This is a genomic window from Caulobacter sp. GW821-FHT12A07, from assembly GCF_058807655.1.
Genome location: NZ_JBXAQX010000002.1, coordinates 580883 through 598456, shown reverse-complemented (window position 1 = coordinate 598456; position 17574 = coordinate 580883). Strand labels below are relative to the sequence as shown.

The window sequence follows — 17574 nt, the reverse complement described above, 5'->3', positions numbered from 1 at the left end:
GCGAAACTGGAGGGAGAGGGACGCGGTTCCAGCGGCGCTGTCTTGGACGCAGGCGCCGCAATCACCCCTCCCCGCTCAGTTCCTGCACCTCTTCGAAGGTCCGCAGGCCGGGGCGCTGGGCGCAGACCAGCACGCCCATGTTGCCGGGCAGGTGCTGGTTGGCCAGCATCTTCTCGTGGGCGGCGGGGATCTGGTCCCAGGGGAACACCTCCGACAGGCAGGGATCGACGCGGCGGTCGATGACCAGCTGGTTGGCGGCGCTGGCCTGCATCAGGTTGGCGAAGTGCGAGCCCTGCACGCGCTTCTGCCGCATCCACAGGAAGCGGGCGTCCATGGTCAGGTTGAAGCCGCTGGTGCCGGCGCAGATGGCCACCATGCCGCCGCGCTTCACGACGAACACCGACACCGGGAAGGTCGACTCCCCCGGGTGCTCGAACACCAGATCGACGTCCTTGTTGCCCGTGATCTGCCAGATGGCTTTGCCGAACTTTCGGCTCTCCTTCATGTAGTCGGAAAACTCCGGGCCGTTGACCTTGGGCAACTGGCCCCAGCAGTTGAACTCCTTGCGGTTCAGCACCGCCTTGGCGCCCATCGACAGCACGAACTCGCGCTTGTCGTCGTCGCTGACCACGCCGATGGCGTTGGCGCCGGCCACCGCCGCCAGCTGCACGGCGAAGACGCCAAGGCCGCCGGAAGCCCCCCAGACCAGCACGTTCTGGCCGGGCTTCAGTTCATGCGGCTTGTGGCCGAACAGCATGCGGTAGGCGGTGGCGAGGGTGAGGGTGTAGCAGGCCGCCTCTTCCCAGGTCAGGTGACGAGGGCGCGGCATCAATTGACGAGATTGCACGCGGCAGAACTGGGCGAAGCTGCCGTCCGGCGTCTCGTAGCCCCAGATCCGCTGGCTGGACGAATACATCGGGTCGCCGCCGTTGCACTCCTCGTCGTCGCCGTCGTCCTGGTTACAGTGGATGACGACCTCGTCGCCCAGCTTCCAGCGCTTCACCTTGGCGCCCACCGCCCAGACGATCCCGGAGGCGTCGGACCCGGCGACGTGGAAGGGATGCTTGTGGCCGTCGAGCGGGCTGATCGGCTCGCCCAGGGCGGCCCAGATGCCGTTGTAGTTGACGCCGGCGGCCATCACGAGGACCAGCACCTCGTCCTCGCCGATCTCCCAGGTCGGGACCACCTCGACCTGCATGGCCGAGCCCGGCGGGCCGTGGCGCTCCTTGCGGATCGTCCAGGCGTACATCGACTTGGGCACGTGGAAGGGCGGCGGGATCTCGCCGATCTCGTAGAGGTCTTTGACAGCAGACGTGGCGGTCTCAAGGGTCGCGGCGGTCATATCACTCCCCGGCTTTTGGCCCCGGCTCTTCGGCGCTGCAACATGAACGCCAAAAGGACTGTTTGCGCTCCGCGGTACGGTTCGGCGCGAACGAAAAACGCGCCGCCGGGCCGTCGTTCTTATCGTGTTCTCCGGCCACGCTCAGCCTGCCGGTATGGCGAAGGCTGTGACAAGCATCCGGATCTGGCAAGCGGAATCCTTGTGCGTCGCAGCATGGTTGCGCATGAAACCACATGCCGAGCCGGAGGTTGCGCGCTTCCCATTCGGCCCGCGCCGGGCGAGGTTGGCGACATGACGCCGACGATCCCGCCGCTGCTTCACGTCTCGCGCCCCACGGGCTCCATCATCCTGCTGGAGCTGGACGCCCCGCCAGCCAACGCGCTGAGCCTGCCGCTGCGGGCCCAGCTGGTCCGGGCACTGGACGAGATCGCCACCGACGACGACGTCCGCGCCGTGGTGCTGACCGGGCGCGGCGCGGTGTTCTGCGCCGGCGACGACTTGCGCGAGGCGGCCGTGCGCGGCGACGGCGCCCTGGCGGCGGTCGAGGACTTCAACCGGCTGATGGACTGGGTCGAGGCCCTGCGCGTGCCGACCATCGCCGCCATCGACGGCTGGTGCTTCGGCGGCGGGCTGGAACTGGCGCTGGCCTGCGACATCCGCCTGGCCAGCGACCGGGCGGTGTTCGCCGCCTCGGGCGTCAACATCGGCCTCGTGGCCTCGGCGACGCGCCTGCCCAAGCTGATCGGCGCGGCGAGGGCCAAGGCCCACCTGCTGACGGGAGCGAAGTTCGATCCGGCCCGCGCCCTGTTCGACGGCGTCGTCACCGCCGTCCACACGCCCGCCACCCTGCTGCGCGAGGCCATGAAGCTGGCCGAAGCCGTCTCCTCCCGCGCGCCCCTGGCGGTGGAGGCGACCAAGCGCATCGTAGACGGGCGGTCTTACGTGGAAGAAGAGCTGCCGGCCCTGATCGCCAGCGCCGACCACAAGGAGGCCATCGCGGCGTTCATGGCGAAGAGGACGGCGGATTTCCGGCGGCGGTAGCCTCGCCGGCGACGATCACATGAGGGGGAGATCATGACGCACTTTTTGCGACGCTCGCTGGCCGCCTGCGCCCTGCCTCTCCTGGCCGCTGCCTGCGCGACGGCGCCTCCCGCCGGCCCGACCCGTTTCTACGCAAGCTACAGCGGCGATCATCCACCCACGAAGCCGCTGTTCGAGGCGGTCGACACGCGCATGCGGACCGAAGCCGGCTTCGTCCGGGACTTCCGCGAGCCCATGCATATCCACATCGTCGATGGCGCGCCCGCATCCGAGGGGCGGCTGCGCTATACGGTGCGCATCACGATCCCGCCGCGTCTCGCCGACCGGCGCGTCAGCGAGCGCAACAGAACCCTGGCGACCTTCGACGTCACCTGCGATCCGGATCGTCCGGAGCCTTGCGTGGAAGAAATCGTCGCGCGCGCGAGGCTGCAGCCAGTGAGAATTCGCCGGATCCTGTCCCGCTCTCCGAAGGCGTGACGATCACACCGGCCGATCGCCCGCGATCGTGACGCGGAAGCCCGAGCGCACGTCCGGGAAGTAGTCCCAGATCGCCTGGTGCCAGGTGCAGCGGTTGTCCCAGAAGGCCACCGAGTTGGGCCGCCAGCGGAAGCGCACCTGGAAGTCGGGATTGCCGGCGTGGTGGTAGAGATAGCCGAGGATCGCCGCGCTCTCGGCCTTGGGCAGGCCCGCGATGTGGGTGGTGTAGGACGGATTGACGAACAGGCTCTTGCGGCCGCTGACCGGATGGGTGCGCACCACCGGATGGGCGGTGCAGTTGTAGGTGCGGTCGATGTCCGGAAAGATCGCCTTGTAGATCGGGTTGGCGTCGTGGACGGCGGTCAGGCCCTCCAGATAGGTCTTCATCCGCTCCGACAGGGTGTCGTAGGCCGCGTACATGCTGGCGAAGACGGTGTCGCCGCCGTCGTCGGGCACGACCGGCATGTGCAGGATGCTGCCCAGGGGCGGCTCGGGATCGCAGGTCAGGTCGGAGTGCCAGCTCTCGCCGGCCACGAACTTGGAGTTCTCGTCGGCGTGGATGGCCACCACCTCGGGATGGTCGGCCAGGCCCGGCACGCCCGAATGGATGGCCAGCGGCCCGAACTTGCGGCCCAGGGCCTTGTGGGCGTCGTGGGTCATCTGCTGGTCGCGAAAGAACAGCACCTGGTACTGGGTCAGGGCCTGGTGCAGCTCCTCGAACTGCCGGTTCGACAGCGGCTGGCCCAGGTCGACGCCGAACACCTCGGCGCCGATCCGGCGGGTCATCGGCTTCACTTCCAGCACGTCGTAGGCCATCGGGACTTCTCTCAAGCTTTCAGAAACTGGCCGCGCACGTAGACGAGCGGCGGCTTGGACTCGTCGATGCGGACGGAAACCACCCGGCCGACGAGGATCTCGTGGTCGCCGCCGTCGTGGGCGGCGTGCAGCTCGCACTCCACCGCCGCCACCCCGCCGGCCAGCACCGGGGCGGCGGTGGCGCCGGCCTCCAGGGCGGCCAGGGCGAAGCGGTCGTCGCAGCCCGACTTGGCGAAGGCGTAGGCCAGCTCGCCCTGGTCGGCGGCCAGGATGTTGACGCAGAACACCCCGGCCTCGCGCACGGCGGCCAGGGTGCGGCTCTCGCGCTTCAGGCAGGCCAGCACCAGCGGCGGGTCCATCGACAGCGACGAGAAGGCGCTGACCGTGGTGCCCGACAGCTGTCCGTCCAGCGCCGTGGTCACCACCGTCACGCCGGCCGCGAAGCCGCCCATGGCCTTGCGGAACAGGGCCGGATCGGCGTCCTGGGCCAAGGCCGCGCCCATCACTCGCCCCCGAACGGATTGTCGCCATAGACCGGCGGGGCGCGGTTGCCGGTCTCGGCCGTCTCAGCGCGACCGCAGACGGCGAGCGCCGTCAGGGCGTAGACCAGGGCGCTGTCCACCAGGTCCTTCGGCGTCGGCCGCCAGCGGGCGAAGCCGGTGGTGATGGCCGGGATGCGGTGCATGTTGAAGACGTTGTGGTCGCGCCACATGCTCGAATAGACCGGGGCCGCCTTGGCCACCGGATGGCCCAGCGACAGCTGGGTGGCGACGTCCACGGCCCCGACCAGCGGGGCCACCTCGGCGGCGTCGGCCTCGAAGCCGTGGCGCACGACCACCGGCTCGATCTCGATCCCGGCGATGCCCGTCTTGCGCGCCATGGCCTCCAGCGAGTGCTGGATGTCGGCCACGCGCTGGCGGGGGTTGAGACCCACTTCCAGATAGAGGTTCACCCGCTCGGTCCCCGCCCCGAAGGCGTAGGGGATGCCGCCGCGGATCGAGGCCAGCTGCGACTTGGGCTGGGCTGTGCCGCCGGGGCTCTCATAGAGGCTGGTCTTCTCCCACTCGCCGCTCCAGGCGTGGATGGCCTCGGTCAGTTTGCCGATCTTGTAGAGCGGGTTGGGATGCTCGGCGGCCGTGGCCGGATGGGTCAGCAGCGGGGTGAACACCCCCTCGCCCCACACCGTGATCCGAAACACCGCATAGCCGCAGCCAACCCAGGTCAGGCCGAAGTCGCAGCCCTCGGCGGCGATGGCGTAGTCCGGGGCGACGCCGCCGTGGTGGAACAGGTAGTGGGCGCCGATGTCCTTGCCCATATAGGCGATGCCGCGATGCTCCTCGATCGGCTCGGGGCCGATCTCGCCGGGGCAGGCGGTGAGATACATCTTGCCGGCCAGCTCGTAGCCGGCGGCCTTCAGCGCCTTGGCGGCGATCAGGAAGCAGGCCATCGGCCCGCGGTCGTTGGCGATCGGATAGCCGTAGAGCTTGCCGTCCTCCAGCCAGCACTTCTCCCACTCGGGATTGGCCAGGGTCGAGGGGCTGTACTTGTAGGCGTCGAGATCGGGGTTCCAGGTCGGCGCCTCGGTGTCGAGGTGGGCGGTGAACAGCAGGTTCTTTCCGACACCCTTGCCGCCGTGCGTGCCGATGACGTTGGGACGCTCCGGCGTCGCCCCGACCTTGCGCGGCGAAAAGCCCTCGCGCGCCATCCAGTCGTAGACGTAGGTGGCGACCTCCAGCTCCTTGCCCGAGGGGGCGGGGATGTTGCCCAGGGTCAGGGCCAGCTCGACGATCTCGCTTTCGCTGATCGCGGCGGCGATGGCGGCGCGGTCGGCTTCCGTGACCGTGTAGGGCGCGGCGACGCCCGGGATGTTGGCGAACCCGTCGGCCATCACGCGGCCTCCTTCCAGGCTTTGGCGACCTCGACGCTGTCGGTGAGGATCGCGGTGTTCAGCGCCATGGTCTTCAGAGCCACCTCGTGCAGGTCGGGCTCGTAGGCCGCGCAGGCGTCGGCGGCGACGAAGACGTGGTAGTCGAGGTCGAAGGCGTCGGCGGCGGTGGCGGCCACGCAGCACTCGGTGGTCAGGCCGCAGACGACCAGGGTGTCGACGCCCATGGCCTTCAGGCGGGCGTCCAGGTCCGTGCCGACGAAGCCGCTGTAGCGGGTCTTGGCCACCACCAGCTCGCCCTGCGCGGGCTGGGGTCCGTAGAAGGCGCTGCCCGGCTGGCCGGCGCGGCACAGGGCCGCCTCGCTGTCGGGATCGCCGCCGCGACGGCGCATGCGCTCGTTCCACGATGGGCTGTCAGTGTCCGGCGAGGTGAACAGGCCCACGAACACCACCGGCACGCCGGCTTCCCGCGCGACCGCGACCAGGGCCGCCGCCGCATCCACGGCCGGCGCCGCCATGCCCATATCGACGCCGTACTGCCCCAGCAGGCCGTCCGGCGAAGCGAAATCGACCTGGATATCGATCACCGCCAGCGCCGTGCGGCCGGGCGCGATCCAGCCTGCGAAGTCGCTCACGAGAACACCGAGCGCAGGCCCGGCAGGATCTCCGAGCCGAACATCGACAGGCCTTCCACATAGTCCGGGAAGATCAGCATCAGCCCGTCCAGTTCGCAGTCGGTGACGAAGGCCTGGACCTGCTCGGCGCAGGTGGCGGGCGAACCGACCACGGTGTGGGTCATGAACGCGCCCTGCTGGGCCGCGACGCTCGACAGCTTCTCGGCCGGCACGCCCCAGCTTTCCAGCATGGCCAGGATGGCGCCCATGTCGGCCCCGTCCTTGTAGCGCTGGACCAGAGCCTCGGCGCCCGCGTCGCTCTCGGCGTGGACGATGGTGCACATGGCGTAGGTCTTGATGGTCTTGCCCATGCCCTGGGCGGCGAGCTTGGCCCGGCGGCTGGCGTCGCGGCGCTCTTCCGGCGTGCGGCCGCCGATGAAGCAGACGTCGGCCTCGCGCACCGAGAACTGGAAGCCCCGGTCGCTCATGCCCGCGCAGACCAGCTCCGGACGCGGGCGGCTCAAGGGCTTGGGCTTGGACTGGCAGTCCTTCATCGTGAAGAACCGGCCGTCGAAATCGACGCTGTCCTCGCTCCACAGCCGCTTGACGATCTGGGTCCATTCCTCGGTCAGGACGTAGCGGTCGTCGTGAGTGAGGGCGTCGTCCCAGGCGCCCATCTGCGCGAACTCGCCGCGATAGGCGCCGGCCACGATGTTGAGGCCCGCGCGGCCGCCGCTGATGTGGTCGAGGGTGGCGATCATCTTGGCCGCCACGGCCGGGTTCTGCAGCAGCGGGTGGATGGTGGCCCAGATGCGGACGTTCTTGGTGGCCTCGGCGATGCCGGCCATCATCGTCACCGACTCCAGGGCCGTGCCCCAGTGGTCGGTCTCGCCGCCGAAGCCGCGAAACTTGCCCATCGACATGACGAAGTCCATGCCGACCTGGTCGGCGGCGACGGCCGCGGCCTTGTTGCTCTGGTAGAGGCCGTCGAGGGTGGGCGTGGTCTTGGAGATGATCCAGCCGCCGTTGGCCACCGGCAGGAAGACTCCGAAGTCCTTGTGCTTGGACGGGCTGTGGAACATGGCGGACATCCTTGATTACGCGGCGTCTTGCAGAAGGGTGGGAACGGGCTCGCCGATCGGCTCGGCCTCGGCGGCCTTGCGCGGCGGGCGCATGAACAGGGCGGCGACGAAGATCACGCCGATCACCGCGGCGAAGACCTGGAAGGCCGGGGCGAAGCCGCCCAGCTGGTCGCGCATGAAGCCGCCGATCGCCGGCCCCAGGGCCGAGGCCGCGCCCGCCAGGCAGACCAGCGAGAAGAGCTCGAGATTGTTCTTCCGGCCGTAGTAGTTGAGCAGCAGGATGCTGACGGCCAGCACGGTCATGCCGAAACCGATGCCCACCCCGACGGCGAACAGCATCATCAGCGGCCAGGTCGTGGCGTGGGTCAGGGCCAGCAGGCCGACGGCCATGACGCCTTGCGCGCCCGCCAGCAGCCAGCGCGGGTCGATGCGGTCGCCGACCAGGCCACCGCCCAGGCGCGCGGCCACCTGCATCAGGGATTCCAGGCTGATCGCCGAGATGGCGATGGTCATCGGCACGCCCAGCTCGCCGAAGTGGCTGGGAGCGAGGCTCACGGCAGTGACCCCGCCCAGCAGGTGGGCGAAATAGGCTGCCAGGATCACCCAGAACTGCGGGGTGCGGACGGCCTCTTTCACGGTCCAGTCGACGGCGGTGCGGTAGACGCGGGTGTTGGCCGGCGCGTTCTCGACATCCTCGGCGACGGCCTTGTCGGTCTCGGCGGCGGCGGCGTCCAGCCAGGCCTTGCCGCCCACGAGCGCGGTGCACAGCACGCCGACGACCAGCGAGGCGGCCGCCTGCATCCACCAGTAGGGCCGCCAGGCGCCGCCGGCGATCTCCATTCCCGACAGGGCCATCCACGGCCCGACCACCCCGCCCAGCGAGCCGACGGTGAAATAGATCCCGAACGGCAGGGCGCGCTTCTTGAACAGCATGCCCAGCACGTGGGTGCCGGGGATCAGGGCCATCATCTGGTAGCCGACGCCCAGCAGGGCCGTGCCGAACAGATAGACATAGAGGCCCGGCGTCGCCGCCAGGCACGAGAAGCCCGCCACCATCACCGCCGAGCCGGCCAGGATGGTCGGCCGCACGCCGAGCTTGCGGATCAGCAGGGCCGGCAGCCACGACGAGCCGCCGCAGAACGCCCCCAGCAGGGTGAAGCCGGTGAAGGCCGGGCCGAAGCCCCAGCCCTGCTCCTTGATCATCGCCGGCAGCACCACCCCCAGCGACGAGAAGGTCGAGGCGGTGATCAGAAACAGCAGCAGGGCGAAGACCGACAGGATCAGCCAGGCGCGCCAGGGGGAGGTCGACATCGCAGGGCTCCAAACTCTTTTGTTGGTCGCGTGACGGGCGCCAAAACCGCTGACACTTTTGGCTGTCACGCTCGCGTAGGAGCGACGCGCCCGTTGCAGCGGGCGCGTCGCAGGGGAACTAGAACTTCCGGGACAGGGTCACCCGCCACTCGCGGCCCTTGGAGGGCAGCGCGCCGAGGTTGGCGTAGGTGTCGGCGTCGGGGGTGAAGTAGAGCTTGTCGAACAGGTTATCGACGTTGAGCGTGGCCGTGTACGGACCGTACTCGTAGTAGGCGCTGGCGTTGGCCACGGCGTAGGCCGGATAGACCACCGCGCCCGGCAGCACGCCCGAGGTCTTGGTCACGTGCGTCACGCCCAGCGTGCCGCCGACCTTGCCCCAGTCGTAGGCGTCCGACGTGTAGGAGCCGTAGAGGCTGACCACCGACTTGGGGATCAGGGTGTAGTCGTAGTCGCCGGCGCCGACGACGCTGCTGTAGCTCCACACCACGTACGAGCCGCCGAAGCCGTTGGCGCCCGAGACGCCCGCGGCCCAGGCCGGGATGTACTGGAACGAGGTGTCCGGGCCCTTAACCGAGGTGTGCTGGCTGTTGCCCGAGAAGGTGAAGCTGAAGTGCTCCGAAGCGAGGTAGCGCACTTCCAGTTCGACGCCCTTGGCGCGGGTGCCGGTGACCGTGCCGGCGATGCCGGTCAGCTGGGTGCGGTTCTGGCGGTAACCGGCCAGCGAGCCGACCAGCGTGCCGTTCAGCCACTGGAACTTGACGCCGGTCTCGGCCAGGTCGCCGTCCGACAGCCAGGTGCCGTTGTTGACCAGCCCCGGCGCGATGTCGCCGGCCTGGCTCATCTCCAGCGACGAGGTCTCGGCGTAGGTGATGTAGGGCATCAGGCCCAGCGGCAGCTTGTAGGTGGCGCTGGCGGTGTAGGTCCACTTGCCCTTCGACGCCTTCTGCACGCCGGCGATCGTGTAGGACAGGTAGCCGGTGTCGTTGGAGGTGACGTCGTAGTCGTCGTAGCGGCCGCCGACCATCAGGTTCAGCTTGCCGCCGATCATGATGTCGCTGGTGAAGAAGACGCCGACGTCGCTCCACTGGCTGGAGTTGTCGTTCTCCCACTGCACGCCGTCGCCGGCGTTGAACGGGCTGCCGAGGATGTCGGTGGCCGTGGCCCCGTAGGAGAGATCGCGGCGGTCCAGCGCGATCATGCCGCTGTTGTAGCTTTCGCGGCGGCGGCCGTCGAAGTCGCGGTACGAGGCGCCGACGAACGACTTGGTCTCGACCGCGCCGTCCAGGAAGTCGTGGTCGATGTTGTAGGTCAGGCGGGCTTCCCAGACCTTGCTGTCGAACCAGGCCGGATAGCCGTAGGACGAGAAGCGCTTGTTCTCGAGGTCGTCGTAGAACAGCTGCAGCTTGATCGAGCTGTCGGCGCTGAGGTCCTTGGCCAGGTCCCAGTAGAAGGTGTTGGTGCGGGTCTTCGAGAAGTCGGCCGACGAGACGTAGACCGTGCGCGGCGACAGCTTGGTCGTGCCCACCCCGGTGTCCAGCGTGTGCAGGGCGTCGCTGGTCGGGTAGCCGTAATAGGCCAGGTACATCGACGCGGCGTAGGGGTAGTAGCCGATCTCGTTGGGCGTCAGGCGGCCGTTGCCGTCGCTGTCGGTCAGGCTGGTGTCGCGGCCGGTGATGTAGGTGCCGTTGTCGATCAGGCTTTGCGTCAGGCGGTTCCAGCCGGCCGTCTGCACGTCGCCGTCGGAGTGGTAGAGCATCGCGCCCATGGCGGTGCTCCAGCCGTTCCCCAGGTCGAAGTCGGCCGAGATCTCGCCCGTCTGCCGCTTGGGATAGATGCCGTGGTAGTAGCTGTGGCTGTCCTCGGCCTCGCCGTAGAGATAGACGCCGCCGACCACGTCGCCGAACGACACCGGCAGGCCGACCTGGGCCGTGGCGTTCTTGCGATTGTAGCTGCCGTAGGTGGCCGTCACCTCGCCGGTGGGCTCCGACAGATAGCCGCCTTCGTTCTTGCCCGACTTCGGAATGAAGTTCAGCAGGCCGCCCACCTTGCCGGGGCCGTAGATCGGGGTCGGCGGACCGCGCACGACCTGGATCTGCTCGGCGGCCCCGATCGGGGTGGAGTAGGTGCCGCGGTTCTCGACGCGCTTGAAGCCGCGGAAGTAGTTCTCGGCCAGGGTGCCGCGAATGTTGAGCGAGCCGGGCACGCCGTAGAAGCTGGCGGTGTAGGTGCCGGGCGAGACGGCGGTCAGGCCGTCGATGGTCTCGATGCCGTAGCGCTGCAGGGTCAGGTCGGAGACGAAGCTGGCCGAGCGCGGCGTCTCGATCAGCGGCTTGTCGAGACCGAACACGGTGTTGTTCGGCTGCTTCTCGATCAGGCCGGCCTTGTCGCGGGCCTTGACGACGATCTCGTCGACGGCGTCCGGCGCGGCGACAGGATCGGGCTCGGCCGCGTGAGCGGCGCCGGCCAGAGCGAGCAGAACGGCGGCGGAGCAGCCCGCCAGCAACATCCGTTGGTTCGACATGACGTCCTCGTTCGAGGCCGTCGCACCTTCCGCCCTCGGCGGTTATCCCCAGGGGCGACACCTCTTGGAGAAACCATCGCCTCACCGGTTCCGGACGTCCGGCGCGGCATCTGTAATTTCACTCAAAATGTTCGGGTCGCCCAGGATTTGCCCCGCCCTGCGCGGCTTTCGCCCACGGCGGGACCAGAAAACTTGATCCAGGGCGAACGAGACCGAGACTCAAGCGGCCTTGAAGCCAGGCCTTGGCGATCCGATCTACCGGTCGCTCCCCACGACGCGGGTGGAGCCTGACGAAAATGTAATCTGCGGGCGAACGGCTCAGCTGTTTACAAACGTCTTACAACGCACCACGTTTCTATCCATGGTCGCGCTGAACACACCCCTGAGCGTCAGGTTGTCCGAGGAGGACGCCCTTTTCCTCGCCGGTCTCGAACTGGAGGGCGCGGTGACGGCCAGCGACAAGGTGCGCGGCCTGATCCGCCAGGCCCGCCAGCGCGCCCAGACGCCCGCGACCTGGGACGCCGCCCTGGCCGCCGCCCACGACATCGCCGCCCCGGCCCTGAAGGCCCTGCGCGCGGCCGAGCTGGCCAGCGACCGCCACTCCACCGTCGCCCTGGCCCTGACCACCGCCGTCGAGGAGCTGCTGGCCGTGCTGCTGGCCGCGCCCGCCGAGCTGGCCGGCGGCGATCCCGAACGGCTGGCCCGGCACGAGGCGCGTCTCGTCGACGCCGCCGCCCGCCTGACCGAGCAGATGCTGCGCTGGGGCGTCACCCCCAGCGCCCCCGCCTACGATCCCACGATCGTCTCCCGCCGCGTCGCCGCCCTGGGCGAGCTGACCCGCCTGATCACCGCCGCGGCCGACCGCCCGGCGAGCGCCTGACGAGGACCCGATGGCAGATTCCCTTCGCGCCCGGGTGGGCCGCATCGTCAGCGGCGGAGCCCACGCCCTGATCGACGCCCTGGAAGAGGTGATGCCCGACGCGCTGGGCCAGCAGGCCCTGCGCGAGGTCGACCAGGCCGTCGACGAGGTGCGCGCCGAGCTCGGCCGCGCCATCGCCGCCCGGCACCTGGCCGCCAAGCGCCTGACCGAGCAGTCCAGCCGTCACGACGACCTGTCGGCCCAGATCGAACTGGCCCTCTCGCAGGACCGCGAGGACCTGGTCCGCGCCGCCCTCGAACACCAGCTGGACATCGAGGCCCAGGTCCCGGTGCTGGAGACCGCCGTCGCCGACGCCGCCCAGCGCCAGGCCGAGTTGGAAGGCTACCTGGCCGCCCTGCAGGCCACCCGCCGCGAGATGGCCGAGGACCTGACCGACCTGTCGGCCGCCCGCGCCAAGGCGCCCAAGCCGCCGACCGATGGCGAACTGGCCCAGGGCGCCAAGCTGTCGGAGCTGGAACGCCTGACCCGCCGCCACCGGGTGGAGGAGCGCCTGGCCGCCCTCCGCGCCGCCAGGCAGGAGGGCTGACCGCGATGTGGAGCTTCCTCGCCGCCGACGGCAACACCCTGTTCCTGGCCGCCCTGCTGCTGATGCTGCTGATCGGCGCCGTCGAGGCCGCCGGCCTCGGCGCGGGCCTCGGCCATGACGGCCTCGACGGGCACGACCTGGATCACCCCTCGCTGCTGGGCTGGCTGAACGTCGGCCGCCTGCCGCTCTTGATGATCATCGTCGTCTTCCTGTTCGCCTTCGGGACGCTCGGCCTGGTGCTGCAACAGCTGATCGCCGGCGTGTTCAAACACCCCGCCCCGATCTGGATCGCCGGGCCGCTGGCCGGCGCCGTCGCCCTGCCCTTCACCCGGGTGCTGGGGCGCCTGCTGGCCCGCATCCTGCCCGGCGACGAGACCACCGCCGTCTCGCGCGAGACCCTGGTCGGCCGCGTGGCCACGATCGTCACCGGCCAGGCCAAGGTCGGCTCGCCGGCCCAGGCCCGGGTGCGCGACGCCCACGGCCAGGCCCACTACGTGATGGTCGAGCCCGACGAGGACGGCGAGACCTTCGACCAGGGGACCAGCGTCATCATCGTCCGCAACGCCGGGGCCAGGTTCCTGGCCATCCGCAACGAAAGCGACGCCCTGCGCGAGCGCTGATCCCTTCCTCCCTTTTTCGCTTATCCAAACTTCGGGGGTTACCCACATGCCTGCCTTGATCGAAATCGGCGTCATCGCCGGCGGCAGCCTGCTCGGCCTGCTGATCCTGGGCCTGATCCTGGCCCGCCTCTACAAGCGCGCCTCCAAGGAGACGTCGTTCGTCCGCACCGGCTTCGGCGGCGAGAAGGTGGTGATGAACGGCGGGGCGCTGATCCTGCCGGTGTTCCACGAGACCATCCCCGTCAACATGAACACCCTGCGCCTGGCCGTGGCCCGCAGCGCCGAGCAGGCCCTGATCACCAAGGACCGCATGCGCGTCGACGTGCTGGCCGAGTTCTATGTACGGGTGCAGCCCAGCGCCGAAGCCATCGCCAGCGCCGCCCAGACCCTGGGCCAGCGCACCATGCATCCCGAGCAGCTGAAGGACCTGGTCGAGGGCAAGTTCGTCGACGCCCTGCGCTCGGTGGCCGCCGAACTGACCATGACCGAGCTGCACGAGCAGCGCACCCACTTCGTCCAAAAGGTGCAGCAGGTCTCGTCGGAAGACCTGCTGAAGAACGGCCTGGAGCTTGAGACCGTGTCGCTGACGGGCCTCGACCAGACCGCCATGGAATACTTCAACCCCTCGAACGCCTTCGACGCCGAGGGCCTGACGCGGCTGACCGAGGAGATCGAGCTGCGCAAGAAGCTGCGCAACGACATCGAGCAGGACACCCAGGTGCAGATCCGCACCAAGAACCTCGAGGCCCAGCGCCGCACGCTGGAGATCAGCCGCGACGAGGAATACGCCAAGCTCGAGCAGGAGCGCGAACTGGCCATCCGCCGCGCCGCCCAGGCCGCCGAGGTCTCGCAGAAGGAAGCCGAGAAGTCGCGCGAGGCCGAAGGCGCCAAGATCGCCGCCCAGCAGCAGATCGAGACCGCCAAGATCGAGGCCGACCGGGCCGTGGCCCAGCAACGCATCGCCGTGGAGCAGGAACTGGGCGAGCGCGAGATCGCCAAGGAACGCGCCGTCGAGACCCAGACCATCGAAAAGGCCAAGGCCATCGAGCTGTCCGAGCAGGACCGCGCCATCGCCGTCGCCGAGAAGTCGCGCGCCCAGTCCGAGGCTCAGGCCGACGCCGACAAGGCGCTGGCCCTCGCCGTCGCCGCCGAGGAGCAGGTCAAGACCGTCCGCGAACGCGAAGCCGCCGACCGCCAGAAGATCATCGAGCTGATCGAGGCGACCAAGGAAGCCGAGCGCGAGGCCATCGCCGTCAAGGTCGCCGCCGAGGCCGAGAAGACCGCCGCCGCCGACCGGGCCGAGGCCCTGCGCGAGGAAGCCAAGGGCGCGGCCGACAAGACCCGCATCGGCGCCGAAGCCGAGGCCCAGGCCGTTCGCCTGTCCGCCGAGGCCGCCCGCGTCCGCTACGCCGTCGACGCCTCGGGTCAGGAGGCCCTGAACAAAGCCGCCAACCTGCTGTCGGCCGACCAGGTGGCCATGGCCATCCGCATCAAGCTGATCGAGAACCTCGACCGGATCATCGCCGAGTCGGTGAAGCCGCTGGAAGCCATCGACTCCATCCGCATCGTCCAGGTCGACGGCCTGAACGGCGCGACCGGCGGCGCGGCCAACGACGCCGGCGGCGGTTCGAACGGCGGCGGCAACCTGGCCGACCAGGTGGTCAGCGGCGCCCTGCGCTATCGGGCCCAGGCCCCGCTGCTCGACCAGCTGATGGCCGAGGTCGGCCTGAACGGCGGCGCCCTCTCGGGCCTGACCGCTCCGCTCTCCGAGACCCCGGCGCTGACAGCCGTGGTCGAGGAGGCTCCGGCGCCCCGTCGCGGCAAGAAGGCCAAGCCCGTCGCGATCGCCGCGCCGGTCGAGGTGGAAGAGGTCGAAGCGGAGGAAGAGGACGAGGAGGCGTAAGGGCGCTTCTCAGTCCATCACATCGGAAGCCATCGCCCGGGAAACTCGGCGATGGCTTTTTTGTTTGGAGACCCTCCCCGCTCTTCATCCCGGCCGAAGCGCAGCGCTTTTCGGGATGACGACCGAGTGGGATGTGGAAAGAGCGCTCAGATGCGGTTGTACGGATACCGGTCCCGGATCATCCGCTGGAAGAACCGCCCCTTCGACCGCGATCGCGTGAAGGCGGCGGTCACCCGTTCGGGCACCCCGACATAGACGTACTCGTCACCGTCGATGAAGGTGACGATCAGCTTGCCGTGTTCGGGCTCGTAGTCGATCGCTCGGATCGCGGTGGAATTCACGAGCATGCGCGAGACCTTTCCTGAGAAGGGTTCGGACGGGTGTCTTCGAAGCTGAAAGCGCATGGACGCGGCGGCCGGTTCCGCCTTGGCCCTCACGGCTTTGAGCTTCAACCCTGAATACGCTTAAGCTCCCCCCGCGCGCGCCGCCTTGAGCCGCGTCAAAAGGGGGAAGAACACGCCATGCAAACCCACGCCCTGGTCGCCATCGTCACGCTGGCCGCCCTGATCTGCTACATCTGGATGATCCTGCGGGTCGGCGGCGCGCGTCGCCGCACCGGCATCCAGGCCCCGGCCATGACCGGCGATCCCGACCTCGAACGCCATGTGCGGGTGCAGGCCAACACCCTGGAATGGCTGCCGATCTTCCTGCCGTCGCTGTGGCTGTTCGCCACCTACTGGAACGACCTGTTCGCCGCCGCGGCGGGCGTGGTGTGGATCCTCGGCCGGATCATCTATGCGCTCAGCTACACGGCCGATCCCAAGAAGCGCGGCCTGGGCTTCGCCATCCAGGGCCTGGCGACCTTCGCCCTGCTGCTGGGCGCGCTGGGGCGCGTGATCTGGGTGGCGGTTACGGTGGGGCTCTGACGACGCGCCTCCCGGGATGACGCGACGGCGGCGAAGTTCTATAGCCCCGCCATGGTCCTGCCCGTCGATCCCGCCCGCTACAGCGCCTTCCTGGCGGCCATGTTCGTCATGGCCATCACGCCGGGCCCGGCCAACCTGTTCGCCATCGCCACCGGCATGGAGAAGGGCAAGGGCGCGGCCCTGCTGGGCGTTGTGGGGATGAACAGCGCCAGCCTGTGCTGGTTCGTGGCCGCGGCCCTGGGCCTGGGGGCGCTGATCGCCGCCTTCCCCGCCGCCTTCCACGTGCTGGCCATGGCGGGCGCGGCCTATCTGGTCTGGCTGGGGATCAAGTCGATCATCGGCGCCCTGAAGCCGGCCGCCGGCGAGGGCGCGGCCCTGGCGGCGGTGCGGACCTCGACCGGCCGCTCGGCTTTCCGCGACGGCTTCACCGTGCAGATCGCCAATCCGAAGATCCTGGTGTTCTTCGCCGGCGTGCTGCCGCCGTTCATCGACATCAACCGCCCGCTGGTCCCGCAGCTGATCATGTTCGCCTGCGCCACCATCGGCATGGACCTGATCAGCATGAGCGCCTACGGCCTGGGCGGGGCGGCCCTGGCCACGCGGATGAACGAGCCGTCCTTCCGCAAGGGTTTCGGCCTGGTGGTGGGGGCGCTGCTGATCGGCGCGGCCTGCCTGATCGTCCTTCGCGGATAGGGCCGCGGGTAAGCCCCTTTTTTCGCTTTTGGAAACGGATCGCCTTGGCGAAACCGTAAAGCTGCGCCATCCCTTACGGTACGGGAGTAACGAGTTGTCGCAAAGGAGCGCGCCATGTCCCAGAAAAAGGTCAAGTGGCTCGCGATCGCGGCGGTGGCCGCCGCGCTGAGCGCCTGCGCCACGGCCACCCCCTACCAGCCCGCCGCGCCCGGCCAGAAGGCGTCCGGCGGCTTTTCCGAACTCCGCCTCGAGGGCGACCGCTACCGCGTCACCTTCGCCGGCAACAGCCTGACCGGCCGCGAGACCGTCGAGCGCTACCTGCTCTATCGGGCCGCCGAGCTGACCGTGCAGCAGGGCTACGACTGGTTCGAGACGGCCGACCGCCGCACCGACCGCACGGCCCGCACCGTGATCGACGAGGATCCGTTCATGCGGCCGGGCTTCGGCTACGGCTATCCGTACGGCGCCTGGCGTCCGTCCTGGCGCTACTACGGCCCCCGCTACGGCGGCTGGCGCGCCTGGGACCCGTTCTGGGGCGACCCCTTCTTCGCCAACCGCGCCGAGATCCGCACGATCGAGAAGTTCGAGGCCAGCGCCGAGATCGTCCTGCACAAGGGCTCCAAGCCCTCGGGCGACCCCCGCGCCTACGACGCCCGCGAGATCGTCAAGAACCTCGAGCCGAGCATTCAACGCGCTCCGGCCGGCTGATCCTTTCCTTCTCCCCTTGCGGGAGAAGGTGTCGGCGAAAGCCGACGGATGAGGGGTCTCTCAAACGCAAAACGCCGCGACAGCCGATCAGCTGTCGCGGCGTTTCTGTACGTGCAACCCCTCACCCGACCCCACTTCGTGGGGCCACCCTCTCCCGCAAGGGGAGAGG

18 protein-coding genes are annotated in these 17574 nt (G+C 69.2%); 9 read left to right on the top strand and 9 right to left on the bottom strand.

Annotated features, from left to right (window positions below; genetic code table 11):
• Positions 1-61: 61 nt before the first annotated feature.
• Positions 62-1342: a crotonyl-CoA carboxylase/reductase gene (gene ccrA, locus AC1RRS_RS06575; protein ID WP_492854416.1), complete on the bottom strand. Its 1281-nt coding sequence runs from the start codon at positions 1340-1342 to the stop codon at positions 62-64.
• 291 nt (positions 1343-1633) lie between these two features.
• Between ccrA and AC1RRS_RS06570 the strand changes: the two genes are divergently transcribed.
• Positions 1634-2383: an enoyl-CoA hydratase/isomerase family protein gene (locus AC1RRS_RS06570; RefSeq protein ID WP_492854415.1), complete on the top strand. Its 750-nt coding sequence runs from the start codon at positions 1634-1636 to the stop codon at positions 2381-2383.
• A 33-nt stretch (positions 2384-2416) separates the two neighbouring features.
• Positions 2417-2860, top strand: coding sequence for a hypothetical protein (locus AC1RRS_RS06565; protein ID WP_492854414.1), 444 nt, complete (start codon positions 2417-2419; stop codon positions 2858-2860).
• A gap of 3 nt (positions 2861-2863) precedes the next feature.
• On the opposite strand, the gene AC1RRS_RS06560 is transcribed toward AC1RRS_RS06565, so the two are convergent.
• The 7 genes from AC1RRS_RS06560 to AC1RRS_RS06530 are packed head-to-tail and all read right to left on the bottom strand — an operon-like array spanning position 2864 to position 11089.
• A complete protein-coding gene (locus AC1RRS_RS06560) occupies positions 2864-3676 on the bottom strand; it encodes a TauD/TfdA dioxygenase family protein (RefSeq protein WP_492854413.1) in 813 nt (270 codons plus the stop codon).
• An 11-nt stretch (positions 3677-3687) separates the two neighbouring features.
• Positions 3688-4179, bottom strand: coding sequence for a flavin reductase family protein (locus AC1RRS_RS06555; RefSeq protein ID WP_492854411.1), 492 nt, complete (start codon positions 4177-4179; stop codon positions 3688-3690).
• Entirely contained in the window at positions 4179-5564 is a 1386-nt protein-coding gene (locus AC1RRS_RS06550; protein ID WP_492854410.1) for a zinc-binding metallopeptidase family protein, read from the bottom strand. The genes AC1RRS_RS06555 and AC1RRS_RS06550 overlap by 1 nt, the downstream gene beginning before the upstream one ends.
• Entirely contained in the window at positions 5564-6196 is a 633-nt protein-coding gene (locus AC1RRS_RS06545) for a cysteine hydrolase family protein (RefSeq protein ID WP_492854409.1), read from the bottom strand. The genes AC1RRS_RS06550 and AC1RRS_RS06545 overlap by 1 nt, the downstream gene beginning before the upstream one ends.
• Positions 6193-7257 carry an LLM class flavin-dependent oxidoreductase gene (locus AC1RRS_RS06540; protein WP_492854408.1) on the bottom strand — a complete coding sequence of 355 codons (1065 nt, stop codon included), beginning with the start codon at positions 7255-7257 and terminating at the stop codon, positions 6193-6195. The genes AC1RRS_RS06545 and AC1RRS_RS06540 overlap by 4 nt, the downstream gene beginning before the upstream one ends.
• Positions 7258-7272: 15 nt before the next feature.
• The gene (locus AC1RRS_RS06535) at positions 7273-8637 is read right to left on the bottom strand and encodes an MFS transporter (RefSeq protein ID WP_492854407.1); all 1365 of its coding nucleotides are present in this window, start codon (positions 8635-8637) and stop codon (positions 7273-7275) included.
• A 49-nt stretch (positions 8638-8686) separates the two neighbouring features.
• Positions 8687-11089, bottom strand: coding sequence for a TonB-dependent siderophore receptor (locus AC1RRS_RS06530; RefSeq protein ID WP_492854406.1), 2403 nt, complete (start codon positions 11087-11089; stop codon positions 8687-8689).
• Positions 11090-11483: 394 nt separating this feature from the next.
• Here AC1RRS_RS06530 and AC1RRS_RS06525 point away from each other — a divergent pair, with 394 nt between their 5' ends.
• From AC1RRS_RS06525 to AC1RRS_RS06510, 4 genes are read left to right on the top strand one after another with little or no spacing between them, the layout of a single operon-like run.
• A complete protein-coding gene (locus AC1RRS_RS06525; RefSeq protein ID WP_492854404.1) occupies positions 11484-11969 on the top strand; it encodes a hypothetical protein in 486 nt (161 codons plus the stop codon).
• 10 nt (positions 11970-11979) lie between these two features.
• The gene (locus tag AC1RRS_RS06520) at positions 11980-12555 is read left to right on the top strand and encodes a PspA/IM30 family protein (protein ID WP_110119209.1); all 576 of its coding nucleotides are present in this window, start codon (positions 11980-11982) and stop codon (positions 12553-12555) included.
• Between the two features lie 5 nt (positions 12556-12560).
• The gene (locus tag AC1RRS_RS06515) at positions 12561-13175 is read left to right on the top strand and encodes a YqiJ family protein (protein ID WP_110119208.1); all 615 of its coding nucleotides are present in this window, start codon (positions 12561-12563) and stop codon (positions 13173-13175) included.
• A 46-nt stretch (positions 13176-13221) separates the two neighbouring features.
• Positions 13222-15078 carry a flotillin family protein gene (locus AC1RRS_RS06510; RefSeq protein WP_492854403.1) on the top strand — a complete coding sequence of 619 codons (1857 nt, stop codon included), beginning with the start codon at positions 13222-13224 and terminating at the stop codon, positions 15076-15078.
• A 146-nt stretch (positions 15079-15224) separates the two neighbouring features.
• Here the strand turns inward: AC1RRS_RS06510 and AC1RRS_RS06505 are convergent, their stop codons facing one another.
• A complete protein-coding gene (locus tag AC1RRS_RS06505; protein WP_110119204.1) occupies positions 15225-15425 on the bottom strand; it encodes a KTSC domain-containing protein in 201 nt (66 codons plus the stop codon).
• Between the two features lie 174 nt (positions 15426-15599).
• On the opposite strand from AC1RRS_RS06505, the gene AC1RRS_RS06500 reads away from it, so the two are divergent.
• The 3 genes from AC1RRS_RS06500 (at position 15600) to AC1RRS_RS06490 (ending at position 17405) form a co-directional block, all read left to right on the top strand.
• The gene (locus AC1RRS_RS06500) at positions 15600-16004 is read left to right on the top strand and encodes an MAPEG family protein (RefSeq protein ID WP_492854401.1); all 405 of its coding nucleotides are present in this window, start codon (positions 15600-15602) and stop codon (positions 16002-16004) included.
• A gap of 51 nt (positions 16005-16055) precedes the next feature.
• Positions 16056-16697: a LysE family translocator gene (locus AC1RRS_RS06495; protein ID WP_492854400.1), complete on the top strand. Its 642-nt coding sequence runs from the start codon at positions 16056-16058 to the stop codon at positions 16695-16697.
• Positions 16698-16811: 114 nt separating this feature from the next.
• On the top strand, positions 16812-17405 hold the full coding sequence (locus AC1RRS_RS06490; RefSeq protein ID WP_487289912.1) for a CC0125/CC1285 family lipoprotein: 594 nt from the start codon (positions 16812-16814) through the stop codon (positions 17403-17405).
• The last annotated feature ends 169 nt before the right edge of the window (positions 17406-17574 follow it).

What these genes read in the sequence shown, in the direction of transcription:
- AC1RRS_RS06495 (WP_492854400.1), top strand. Translation starts at nt 16,056, where the DNA reads ATGGTCCTGCCCGTCGATCCCGCCCGCTACAGCGCCTTCCTGGCGGCC.
- AC1RRS_RS06520 (WP_110119209.1), top strand. Translation starts at nt 11,980, where the DNA reads ATGGCAGATTCCCTTCGCGCCCGGGTGGGCCGCATCGTCAGCGGCGGA.
- AC1RRS_RS06560 (WP_492854413.1), bottom strand. Translation starts at nt 3,676, where the DNA reads ATGGCCTACGACGTGCTGGAAGTGAAGCCGATGACCCGCCGGATCGGC.
- AC1RRS_RS06570 (WP_492854415.1), top strand. Translation starts at nt 1,634, where the DNA reads ATGACGCCGACGATCCCGCCGCTGCTTCACGTCTCGCGCCCCACGGGC.
- AC1RRS_RS06555 (WP_492854411.1), bottom strand. Translation starts at nt 4,179, where the DNA reads ATGGGCGCGGCCTTGGCCCAGGACGCCGATCCGGCCCTGTTCCGCAAG.
- ccrA (WP_492854416.1), bottom strand. Translation starts at nt 1,342, where the DNA reads ATGACCGCCGCGACCCTTGAGACCGCCACGTCTGCTGTCAAAGACCTC.
- AC1RRS_RS06505 (WP_110119204.1), bottom strand. Translation starts at nt 15,425, where the DNA reads ATGCTCGTGAATTCCACCGCGATCCGAGCGATCGACTACGAGCCCGAA.
- AC1RRS_RS06510 (WP_492854403.1), top strand. Translation starts at nt 13,222, where the DNA reads ATGCCTGCCTTGATCGAAATCGGCGTCATCGCCGGCGGCAGCCTGCTC.
- AC1RRS_RS06540 (WP_492854408.1), bottom strand. Translation starts at nt 7,257, where the DNA reads ATGTTCCACAGCCCGTCCAAGCACAAGGACTTCGGAGTCTTCCTGCCG.
- AC1RRS_RS06500 (WP_492854401.1), top strand. Translation starts at nt 15,600, where the DNA reads ATGCAAACCCACGCCCTGGTCGCCATCGTCACGCTGGCCGCCCTGATC.
- AC1RRS_RS06490 (WP_487289912.1), top strand. Translation starts at nt 16,812, where the DNA reads ATGTCCCAGAAAAAGGTCAAGTGGCTCGCGATCGCGGCGGTGGCCGCC.
- AC1RRS_RS06550 (WP_492854410.1), bottom strand. Translation starts at nt 5,564, where the DNA reads ATGGCCGACGGGTTCGCCAACATCCCGGGCGTCGCCGCGCCCTACACG.
- AC1RRS_RS06530 (WP_492854406.1), bottom strand. Translation starts at nt 11,089, where the DNA reads ATGTCGAACCAACGGATGTTGCTGGCGGGCTGCTCCGCCGCCGTTCTG.
- AC1RRS_RS06515 (WP_110119208.1), top strand. Translation starts at nt 12,561, where the DNA reads ATGTGGAGCTTCCTCGCCGCCGACGGCAACACCCTGTTCCTGGCCGCC.
- AC1RRS_RS06565 (WP_492854414.1), top strand. Translation starts at nt 2,417, where the DNA reads ATGACGCACTTTTTGCGACGCTCGCTGGCCGCCTGCGCCCTGCCTCTC.